Raw genomic sequence first — 10,015 nt, 5'->3', positions numbered from 1 at the left:
GGATCGGCAGGCGCAGGGTGGTGCCATCGACCACAGGGTTGAGCCCCAGGTCCGAAGCGCGGATGGCCTTCTCGACCGATACGACCAGCGCGCGGTCCCAGACGTTGATGGTGATCATCCGCGGTTCCGGAACGCTGATCGCACCCACCTGGTTCAGCGGCGTCTGAGACCCGTAGGCGTCGACGCGGATCTGATCCAGCAGGCTGGACGAGGCCCGGCCGGTCCGCAGCGAGCCGAACTCGTCCTGCAGCGCCGCGACCGCCTTATCCATGCGATCCTTGTACTTCGAGATCACGGGCTTCTCGGTGGTGGCCATGGCGGCGTCTCCGTCGTCTTGTCTTGGAAGTGGACTGTAGCGGCTAGGCGATGGTCGTGAAGACGCCTTCGCCGTTGAGCACCTTGAGCAGGTTGCCCCGCTCGCGGATGTCGAACACCACGATCGGGATGTGATTGTCGCGCATGAGGCTGACGGCCGACGGGTCCATGACCTTCAGGTTCTTGGCCAGGACGTCCTGGTAGCTCAGCGTCTCGTAGCGCTGGGCGTTCGGGTCCTTCTTGGGGTCCGCGGTGTAGACGCCGTCGACGCTGGTGCCCTTGTAGAGCGCCTCGCATCCCATCTCGGCGGCGCGCAGGGCGGCGCCCGAGTCGGTCGTGAAGAACGGCGCGCCCACGCCGGCCGCGAAGATCACCACTCGACCCTTCTCGAGATGCCGGACAGCCCGGCGACGGATGTAAGGCTCGCAGACGGCTTCCATCGGGATGGCCGACTGCACGCGCGTGAAGACCCCCACCTTTTCGAGGGAGGACTGCAAGGCCAGGGCGTTCATGATGGTCGCCAGCATGCCCATGTAGTCGGCGCTGGCCCGCTCCATCCCGGCTTCGGCCAGGGCGGCCCCCCGGAAGAAGTTGCCGCCGCCCACGACCACGCAGATCTGCACGCCGGCGCGCGCCACCTGGGCGATCTCGTCGGCCACTGCGGCCAGCGTGGCGGGGTCGATACCGAACTTGTCGCCGCCGACGCCAGCCTCCCCCGACAGCTTCAGGAGGATGCGTTTGTGGCGCGGCTGTACGGGCATGCGGGCGGAATCCTGGCGGCGTGTCGGGGGAACATACAGGAAGGGCGCGGTACGTCGAACGTACCGCGCCCTCTTTTCGTCAGGTCAGGCGGATCAGGCCTGGCCGGTCATCGAGGCCACTTCGGCGGCGAAGTCGTCAGCTTTTTTCTCCACGCCTTCGCCCAGGGCGAGGCGCACGAAGCCTTTCACCGTCACCGGCGAGCCGACCTGCTTGGCCGTCTCGGCGACCAGCTGCTCGATGGTCTGGTCCGGGTTCATGACGAAGGGCTGGGCCAGAAGCACGACCTCTTCCTGCCATTTCCGGATCCGGCCCTCGACCATCTTTTCGGCGATTTCCTTCGGCTTGCCCGACTCCATCGCCATCTGCACCTGGATTTCGCGCTCCTTCGAGACGACTTCCGGGTCCAGCTCGCTGGCGTTCAGGGCCAGCGGCGGCGTGGGCGTGCCGGCCACGTGGAGCGCGATCTTGCGCGCCACTTCGGCCAGGGTCGCCTGATCGCCCGCGCCTTCCAGCGCCACCAGCACGGCCAGCTTGGCGACGTCGTCGCCCTGCTTGTTGTGCAGGTAGAGCGAGACGGCGCCCGCATCGACCGACAGCTTGGCCGCGCGGCGCAGCTGCATGTTCTCGCCGATCGTCGCGATCAGGTTGGTGATCACGTCCGAAACCACTTCGCCCTTGGCCGTCTTGGCGGCCGAGATCGTGGCCACGTCGCCGCCGACCGCCAACGCCACGTCCGCGAAGTCGCGGGCGGCTTGCTGGAACTGGTCGTTCTTGGCCACGAAGTCGGTTTCGGCGTTGAACTCGACCAGCACGCCGGTCTTGCCGTCGGCCCCGATCTTGCCGGCCACCAGGCCTTCAGCAGCAGCGCGGTCGGCCTTCTTGGCCGCCTTGGCCAGGCCCTTGGTGCGCAGCCAGTCCATCGACGCTTCGATATCGCCGTTGTTTTCCTGCAAGGCCTTCTTGCAGTCCATCATGCCAACGCCGGATTTTTCGCGCAGGTCCTTGACCAGCGCAGCGGTGATTTCCGCCATGGTCAGCTCCTCTTAGGTCGTTGAATCACGACGGACCCCCATGTGAGGGCCCGTCGTCAGGGTTTTGTGACAGCCAGTCGCCCGAGGGCGGCTTAGCCGGCTTGTTCTTCGCTCGCCGCGGGAGCGCCGCCTTCCACCTGGGCGTCGGCCGTCGTGGCCTCCGCGGCGGTGGTATCGGGCTCGGCAGCCGCGGTCATCTCGGCCTCGAGGGCCGCCGCTTCCGGCGCCGACACCGCGGGCTCAGCCGCGACTTCCGGCGTCAGTTCGCGGGCCAGCGTCGGCTCGATCGGGGCCACCGAAGCGCCCAGGTCGACACCCGCCGCCGACTGGCCGGCCGCCAGGCCGTCCAGGATCGCATCGGCCATCAGGTCGCAATACAGCTGGATGGCGCGCGCGGCGTCGTCGTTGCCCGGGATCGGATAGGTGATGCCGTCCGGATTGCAGTTGGTGTCGAGAATGGCGATGACCGGGATGTTCAGCTTCCGGGCTTCCTGGATCGCGATCGCTTCCTTGTTGGTGTCGATCACGAACATCAGGTCGGGGATGCCGCCCATGTCCTTGATGCCGCCCAGCGACAGCTCCAGCTTGTCGCGCTCGCGCGTCAGCTGCAGCAGCTCCTTCTTGGAGCGGCCCTGGCCGTCGCCCGAAACCAGCGAGTCGGTCTCGCGCAGGCGCGCGATCGAGCCCGAGACGGTGCGCCAGTTGGTGAGCGTGCCGCCCAGCCAACGGTGGTTCACGTAGTACTGGGCGCAGCGCTTCGCGGCCGTCGCGATCGGCTCGGACGCCTGACGCTTCGTGCCCACGAACAGGATGCGGCCGCCGCCGGCGGCGACTTCACGCACCTTCACCAGCGCCTGGTGCAGCAGCGGAATCGACTGCGACAGGTCGATGATGTGGATATTGGAGCGCGAGCCGAAGATGTACTTGTCCATCTTCGGGTTCCAGCGGTGCGTCTGGTGACCGAAGTGGGCGCCGCTCTCGAGCAGCTGGCGCATGGAAATTTCAGGCAGAGCCATCGTCTGTATCTCGTCTTTCTTCCGGTTGAACCGCCGCGGGCAAACCCTCCCTGGGGAGGACCGGAACGGACTGAACAGGATGTCTCCCTGTCAGGCCCGCACACCCGCGTGTGGATTGGAGCGGCGCATGTAGTTGGAAAACGCCGGAAAATCAAGCCGCCCCATCGCGGGCGGGTCGCGCGCAGAAAGTAGAGCCGGCGGCCTTCGGACCGCCGACCGCGAAGCTCAGCGGCGCTTGTCGCAAGCGTTGACGTAGACGCTGGTCTCGCAGGGCTTGGCGCCCGACGTCGACGGCTTCGGGCTCGCATAGATCGAGCTCGACTTGTACGGCTCGTACGGCTTGAACCCTCCCCCAGCGGAAGGTGGGGTCCCATAGGTCCTGGCGCCGCCTGATTGGGGCTGGTGGGCCTCGACGCCGTAGGACGGCCTCGGCGCGGAAGACGACGGCGCGCCGAAGCCCGTCGCGGGCTTCCTGCCGTTGTTGAACGTGCCCTGGGCGAGAGCCGGGCCGGCGGTCAGCGCCGCGGCGACGGCGAAAAGGGCGATCAACTTCACAGCGCACTCCCCGGTTTCTCCCGTCAAGGAAGCACGAGCTTGAGCTTGGCGCGAGCTAAGGATGCTCGGCCATGGGCGACACAAGGTTCCGCCGCCTCAGGCCGCACCGACCGGGCGTCGCCGCAACACCATCCCGATCGCCCCGAAACCCAGGATCAGCAACCCCCAGGTCCCCGGCTCAGGAACAGCGCTTTCGGCGACATTGAGTCTGGCCGTGCCGCGTCGCGCCACCGAGGTGCTGTCGTCGCGCAGCATCTCGCCGGTCTCAGGATCGAACGCATAATCATCGTGCGTCGCGCCGCCCATCACATCGAAGCCGCCGGCGGCGTCGATACCGAGCAGCATCACGTAGAGGTCGTTGGTGGTTGTAAGCCCGCCGTACGGCAGAAAGGTCTGTCGCACCGGCAACGTCGAGAGGGAAAAGGAGTAGCCGTCCTGCCTCACGACACCCGGCTCCGTGTCGAAGACCCGGCCGCCGTTGCTGCTGATGAAGACCTGGGAGTCACCCCGGTAGGGCGGAACGCCGACGTCCACCTGGGTCGCGAACACTCGGTACCGGACCTGGTCGGGGTCCACGCCGCTCAGCGCCAGGAGGTCCGCATCCGGCGGCCCCCCCGTGGCCGGGCCCAGCAGCGACACGATGCGGAGCATCTCGCCTTGGGAGTTGATTGTCGTGTTGTCGAGGCGTCGCGCCGGCGTGAACTCGATCGTCAGCTTGTGGCTGTAGGGGACGAAGCTATCGTCCGCGATGCAGTCGACCGGGTTGCAGTTGGTCTGCGACGTCATCTGTATATCGAAAACGAACTTCGCAGCGTGGGCTGAGGAGCCGCCCGTCAGCAAGATTGCGGCGGCGACGAAGGCCATGCGGACCACAGTCATCGGAAACTCCCTTCGGAGACCGAAAGCGGCCGGCCTCTCGCAGCCTCGAGGGTGACACTCGGGCGAGGCGGCGAAAATTGGCCAGAAGTCCTAGGACTAAAGTCGTACGTGCTGGCCGTTGTGACGCGCGGCAGCGCCCATTGCGGTCACAGATCCTCGACGAAGACCACGCCCGGAGCCGTCTTGATCGCGCCTCGCACGGCGCCATCCAGGGTGAAGCGGCCGGGCAGCTTCAGCTCGACCTCGCGCCCGGCCCCCAGCTGGGTGGTGAGCAGGACCTCGCCGCCCCGGCTGTTCGTGACGCCCAGGCGTTTCTTGATCGCCTCGATCTCGGCGTTGGGCGAGACGTGGACGCGCAGGCCCGCAACCACGTTCTCGATCGCCTTCTCCACGGGCTCGACGTCATCGCCGAAGAAGCGGACTTCCCCGTCGCTGGCCTTGGCCCGCACCCTGAGCGCCACCGCCTTGCCGGGTTCGAGAAAGTCGCGGCACTTCTTCAGGCTCTCGGGCGGGAACAGCACCTCGTACTCCCCGGTGGGGTCCGAGAAGGTGACGAAGGCGAACTTCTCGCCCGAGCGCGACGGACGCTCCTGCTTGCGACGGACCACACCGGCCATCCGCAGCGCCTCGGCGCCGCCAAGCGCCTTGGCGATCGCGTCGGTGAGCAGGTCGGTCCGCTTGCGGCGCAGCGCCTCGACCATATCGTCCAGCGGGTGACCGGACAGATAGAACCCCACGGCCGCCAGTTCTTCGTCCAGTCGCTCGGTGGGCGTCCAGGGATCTGTGCGGGGCATCTTGTTGCGCTGGGCCTGGATCAGGTCAGCGTTGGAGTCGCCGAACAGGCCGCCCTGGTCCGACTCCCGCTGGGCCGCCACGCTCTGACTCACCCCCAGCAGCAGCTCTGCCGCCGCCATCAGTTGGGCGCGGTTGGGGTGGATATTGTCGAAGGCGCCGGCGCGCGCCAGCGTCTCGAAGGTGCGCTTGTTGACCTGCCGCGGGTCGACCCGCTCGACGAAATCGAAGATGTCTCGGAACGGCCCGCCCTCGCGGCGCACCTGCACCACGTGCTCCATCGCCTGCATGCCGACATTGCGGATGGCGCCCAGGGCGTAGAGCACCTCGCCGTCCTCCACGTCGAAATCCGCCATCGAGCGGTTCACGCAGGGCGGCCGGATCTTCACGCCGAAGCGCTTGGCGTCCTGGTAGAACACCGAGAGCTTGTCGGTGTTGGCGATGTCGAGGCTCATCGAGGCGGCGAAGAACTCGACCGGCGCGTTCGCCTTCAACCAGGCGGTCTGGTAGCTGACGACCGCGTAGGCGGCGGCGTGCGACTTGTTGAAGCCGTAGCCGGCGAACTTGTCGACGAGGTCAAAGATCGAGCCCGCCTGCGCGCCCGGTACGCCCTTGGCCTCGGCGCCCGAAACGAAGCGGGCGCGCTGGAGCTCCATCTCCTCCTTCTTCTTCTTGCCCATCGCGCGGCGCAGAAGGTCGGCTTCGCCCAGGCTGTAGCCCGCCAGGATCTGGGCGATCTGCATCACCTGCTCCTGGTAGACGATGATGCCGTAGGTCTCCTTCAGGACCCCCTCCAGCATCGGGTGCAGATAGTCGATCTCGCGGCGGCCGAACTTGCAGTCGACGAAGGCCGGGATGTTGTCCATCGGGCCCGGCCGGTACAGCGACACGATGGCGGTGACGTCCTCGATCGACCCGGGGCGCAGTTGGCGCAGGGTGTCGCGCATCCCCTGCCCTTCAAGCTGGAAGACCCCGATCGTCTGGGCGTTGCTCATCAGCTCGTAGGCCGGCCCGTCGTCGAGCGGCAGCGCGGCCATGTCCACCGCCGACCCGCGCTTCTCCAGGTACTTCACCGCCCGGTCGATCACGGTGAGCGTCTTCAGGCCAAGGAAGTCGAACTTCACCAGGCCCGCGCTCTCAACCCACTTCATGTTGAACTGGGTGGCGGGCAGATCGGAACGCGGGTCGCGATAGAGCGGCGTGAGCTGGGTCAGCGGACGGTCGCCGATCACCACGCCCGCGGCGTGGGTCGAGGCGTTTCGGTAGAGGCCCTCAAGCTGCAGCGAGATCTCCAGCAGCCGCGCCACCGCCTCGTCGCGCTTGCGCTCCTCCTTCAGCCGCGGCTCGATCTCGATGGCCTGGGCCAGGGTCACAGGATTGGCGGGGTTGGCCGGCACCATCTTGGCCAGCCGGTCCACCTGGCCCAGCGGGAGTTGGAGCACCCGACCGACGTCCCGCAGGACCGCCCGGGCCTGCAGCGTGCCGAAGGTGATGATCTGGGCCACCCGGTCGCGGCCATAGCGCTGCTGCACGTAGGAGATCACCTCCTCGCGTCGCTCCTGGCAGAAGTCGATGTCGAAGTCGGGCATCGACACGCGTTCCGGGTTCAGGAAGCGCTCGAACAGCAGTCCGTACTGCAGCGGGTCGAGGTCGGTGATGGTCAGTGAGTAGGCCACCAGCGAGCCGGCGCCCGAACCCCGCCCGGGGCCCACGGGGATGCCGCGGGCCTTCGCCCACTTGATGAAGTCCGACACGATGAGGAAGTAGCCGGGGAACCCCATCTGGGTGATCACCTGGATCTCCCGCTCCAGGCGCGCCTCGTAGTCGGCGACCGGGAAGCTGTTGGCGCGGCCGGCGGCGATCCGCAGCTTCAGGCCCTCGCGCGCCTGGAAGGCCAGCTCCTCGTCCTCGGTACGCCCGTCGCTGCCGGGGAAGCGCGGCAACAGCGGGTCGCGCTTGTTGACCATGAAGGCGCAGCGCCGGGCGATATCCAGGGTGTTGTCGCACGCCTCGGGCAGGTCGGCGAACAGCGCCCGCATCTCGGCCGCCGACTTGAAGCCGTGCTCGGGCGTGACGCGCCGCCGTTCGTCCTGCCCCACGAATGCGCCATCGGCGATGCAGAGCAGCACATCGTGCGCCGCATAGGCCTGGGCGTTCTTGAAATAGACGTCGTTGGTGGCGACGAGGGGCACGTCCTCCTCGTAGGCGAAGCTCACGAGCCCCGCCTCGGCGGCCGGTTCGCTGGGTGCGCCATGACGCTGCAGCTCGACGTAGAAGCGATCGCCGAACACCCGCTTCATCTCGGCAAGCACCGCGCGGCCCTCGTCGATCTTGCCCGCGGCGAACAGGTGATCGACCGGACCGTCGGGCCCGCCCGACAGCAGGATCAAGCCCTCGCTCAGTTCGCAGACCTTCGCCCAGGGAACGTGCGGTTCCTCACTGGCGTCGATCTCGAGGTAGGCAATGGAAGACAGGTCGCAGAGGTTGAGATAGCCGCGCTCGTTCTGCGCGATCAGCATTACTGTCGGGGTCTTGGCCCAGCGCTCGGGCAGAGCCTCGCCGATCCCGCTCACCGGCAGCGCGCATCCGATAATCGGCTGCACGCCTTCGCCCTTGGTGGCGACAGAGAATTCCAGGGCTCCGAACAGATTGGCGCGATCGGCCAGCCCCACGGCCGGCATCCCGTCGCCCTTGGCCAGCCCCCCGATCTTGTCGGCCTTGATGGCCCCTTCGAGCAGCGAATAGGCGGAACGGACCCGGAGGTGGACGAACCCTTCGCCGCTTCCTCCAGTCAAGGCCGCTTCCCCCATTCGCATGGCGGTCAGGTCACAAGACCCGCCACCGAACACACCATCCAGACAAAGCTGGCGACAGAGGCAAAGGCCAGCGATTCCCGAGCCAGACGAACCATCTTCGGCATCCCGTTGTTGAGCGCCTGTGGAGAACCTGTGGGCGCGTTCCGCCTTCGTTCTTATTCCTCTTTTGTTCTCATCGTCAAGCCGTACAATCGCGCGAGATTTCGCGCGTGGGCCAGGGCCTTTGGTTCATGCGACGGGGCGAATATGTGATCGAAATTCGTGTGACCTTCGAAACCACGCTCGCAGATGACGTCTTCGACTTCGTGGCGACCGTAGCCGAAGGTCTGCCCGCTGCGCGCAAATCAGGCTGAGCCCCCCGCCTCAGGGCCGCCCCGCCGGCGGGAATGGCTGGCGCTGACCGCCCTGCTTGTGGACGACGCCGCGGCGCATCACGAACGTCGGCCGCTCCAGCTCGGTGACATCGCTCAGCGGACTCTTGGCCACCGCGATCAGGTCGGCGTCCTTGCCCGGCTCAAGCGTGCCCAGTGTCTCACTGCGCCCCAGCAGGTCAGCCGCGTCCACGGTGGCGGCCTTGATCGCCTGAGCGGGCGTCATGCCCGCCTGGATCATCAGCGCGAATTCCTTGCCGTTGTCGCCATGCGACGACACGCCGGTGTCGGTGCCGAAGGCGATCTGCACGCCAGAGGCGATCGCGCGCCTGTGGTTCTCCATCGCCGCCTTCGCCGCGATCTCGGCCTTGTCCAGGGTGTTCTTGCTGCGCGCGCCGGCCCGCGCCTGCACCAGCGCCGCCTGCGGCGCCAGCATGGTGGGCACGAACCAGGCTCCGGTCTTCTTGAAGAGCGCATCGGTCTCGGGCGTGCCGAAGGTGCCGTGCTCGATGGAGTCGACCCCGGCCCGCAGCGCCGCCTCGATCCCGTCGGTCCCGTGGGCATGGGCCGCCACCTTGCGGCCGAACATGTGGGCCGTGTCGACGATGGCCTTCATCTCGTCGTCGAACATCTGCCGGCCCAGCCCGCCGGCCACGTTCGAGTTCACCCCGCCGGTGGCCGTGAACTTGATCACCTCGGCGCCCTGGCTGATCTGTGAGCGCACGGCGCGGCGGCAGTCGTCGGCGCCGTTGCAGACGTTCTCGGCCTTGGCCAGCGCCGCGTCGGTCAAATCGCGGTTCAGGTTGTTGGATGGATCGGCGTGGCCCGAGCGGATGGCGATGGCGCGGCCGGCCGGCACGATGGTCGGTCCCGCCAGCAGCCCGTTGTTGATCCCGTCGCGCAGCGCCGTGACGCTGCGAATGTCGCTGCCCAGGTCCCGGATGGTGGTGAAACCCGCCTCCAGCGTGCGCCGCGCGTTGTCGACGCCGATGACGAAGTTGTCCTCGATGTCGCGGTTCGAGCCCTCGATCCGCGCCTTCATCTTGTCGTCGTCGCTGAAGATGTGGACGTGCATGTCGATCAGGCCGGGCAGCACAAACTGGTCCTTCAGGTCGACCACCCGCGCGCCGGCGGGCGGATCGACATAGCCGCTCTGGACCGAGGCCACCTTCCCGTCGCGGACGGTAATCGTGGAGGGCCCCTTGGCCGCTTGTCCCGGCTTGTCGAGAAGGCCGCCGGCGTGGATCACCGTGACGGACTGCGCCATCGCCGGACCGGCAAGGCAAAGCGCGGCGACGGCCGCGGCGGCGAACAGGCGCATGATGCAACTCCCCCGAATTCGGAGCAGCCTAAGTCAGGCCAAGCCTGTGTCCACCCACCTTTCGAACGTCATGGCCGGGCTACTCCCGGCCACCCTGGAACGATGCGCATGGCATCGCCGCCTCGGCTCCGCCCAGAGTGACAGGCCTTCCGGGTGG

10 protein-coding genes are annotated in these 10,015 nt (G+C 67.3%); 1 reads left to right on the top strand and 9 read right to left on the bottom strand.

Annotated elements, in window-relative coordinates; translation table 11 throughout:
• From EPN98_RS07265 to sidA, 8 genes are all read right to left on the bottom strand, one after another.
• The coding region (locus EPN98_RS07265) for a ribosome recycling factor (protein WP_293362009.1) at positions 1-316 on the bottom strand (316 nt) is incomplete at its 3' end.
• A 43-nt stretch (positions 317-359) separates the two neighbouring features.
• Positions 360-1,076 carry a UMP kinase gene (gene pyrH, locus EPN98_RS07260; protein ID WP_293362008.1) on the bottom strand — a complete coding sequence of 239 codons (717 nt, stop codon included), beginning with the start codon at positions 1,074-1,076 and terminating at the stop codon, positions 360-362.
• A gap of 93 nt (positions 1,077-1,169) precedes the next feature.
• Positions 1,170-2,108, bottom strand: a complete 939-nt coding sequence (gene tsf / locus EPN98_RS07255) for a translation elongation factor Ts (protein WP_293362007.1) — start codon at positions 2,106-2,108, stop codon at positions 1,170-1,172.
• 92 nt (positions 2,109-2,200) lie between these two features.
• Positions 2,201-3,124, bottom strand: coding sequence for a 30S ribosomal protein S2 (gene rpsB / locus EPN98_RS07250; RefSeq protein WP_293362005.1), 924 nt, complete (start codon positions 3,122-3,124; stop codon positions 2,201-2,203).
• Positions 3,125-3,349: 225 nt separating this feature from the next.
• The gene (locus EPN98_RS07245) at positions 3,350-3,679 is read right to left on the bottom strand and encodes a hypothetical protein (protein WP_293362003.1); all 330 of its coding nucleotides are present in this window, start codon (positions 3,677-3,679) and stop codon (positions 3,350-3,352) included.
• A 96-nt stretch (positions 3,680-3,775) separates the two neighbouring features.
• Positions 3,776-4,558, bottom strand: coding sequence for a PEPxxWA-CTERM sorting domain-containing protein (locus EPN98_RS07240; protein ID WP_293362001.1), 783 nt, complete (start codon positions 4,556-4,558; stop codon positions 3,776-3,778).
• A gap of 146 nt (positions 4,559-4,704) precedes the next feature.
• Positions 4,705-8,145, bottom strand: a complete 3,441-nt coding sequence (gene dnaE / locus EPN98_RS07235; protein ID WP_293361999.1) for a DNA polymerase III subunit alpha — start codon at positions 8,143-8,145, stop codon at positions 4,705-4,707.
• Between the two features lie 26 nt (positions 8,146-8,171).
• A complete protein-coding gene (gene sidA / locus EPN98_RS24510) occupies positions 8,172-8,261 on the bottom strand; it encodes a cell division inhibitor SidA (RefSeq protein ID WP_366558464.1) in 90 nt (29 codons plus the stop codon).
• Positions 8,262-8,375: 114 nt separating this feature from the next.
• Here sidA and EPN98_RS07230 point away from each other — a divergent pair, with 114 nt between their 5' ends.
• On the top strand, positions 8,376-8,519 hold the full coding sequence (locus tag EPN98_RS07230) for a hypothetical protein (RefSeq protein WP_293361997.1): 144 nt from the start codon (positions 8,376-8,378) through the stop codon (positions 8,517-8,519).
• Positions 8,520-8,529: 10 nt separating this feature from the next.
• On the opposite strand, the gene EPN98_RS07225 is transcribed toward EPN98_RS07230, so the two are convergent.
• Positions 8,530-9,858 (bottom strand): amidohydrolase family protein, encoded by a 1,329-nt coding sequence (locus EPN98_RS07225; RefSeq protein ID WP_293361995.1) that lies wholly within the window; start codon positions 9,856-9,858, stop codon positions 8,530-8,532.
• Between the last annotated feature and the right edge of the window lie 157 nt (positions 9,859-10,015).

Source organism: Phenylobacterium sp. (genome assembly GCF_004299445.1).
Taxonomy (GTDB): Bacteria; Pseudomonadota; Alphaproteobacteria; order Caulobacterales; family Caulobacteraceae; genus Phenylobacterium.
Note: the sequence above shows the minus strand (reverse complement) of the source record. Positions and strands in the feature narration are given on the sequence as shown.

Excerpts from the sequence above, each read along its gene's own strand:
- pyrH (WP_293362008.1), bottom strand. The coding sequence starts at position 1,076 with ATGCCCGTACAGCCGCGCCACAAACGCATCCTCCTGAAGCTGTCGGGG.
- tsf (WP_293362007.1), bottom strand. The coding sequence starts at position 2,108 with ATGGCGGAAATCACCGCTGCGCTGGTCAAGGACCTGCGCGAAAAATCC.
- rpsB (WP_293362005.1), bottom strand. The coding sequence starts at position 3,124 with ATGGCTCTGCCTGAAATTTCCATGCGCCAGCTGCTCGAGAGCGGCGCC.
- EPN98_RS07240 (WP_293362001.1), bottom strand. The coding sequence starts at position 4,558 with ATGACTGTGGTCCGCATGGCCTTCGTCGCCGCCGCAATCTTGCTGACG.
- sidA (WP_366558464.1), bottom strand. The coding sequence starts at position 8,261 with ATGGTTCGTCTGGCTCGGGAATCGCTGGCCTTTGCCTCTGTCGCCAGC.
- EPN98_RS07225 (WP_293361995.1), bottom strand. The coding sequence starts at position 9,858 with ATGCGCCTGTTCGCCGCCGCGGCCGTCGCCGCGCTTTGCCTTGCCGGT.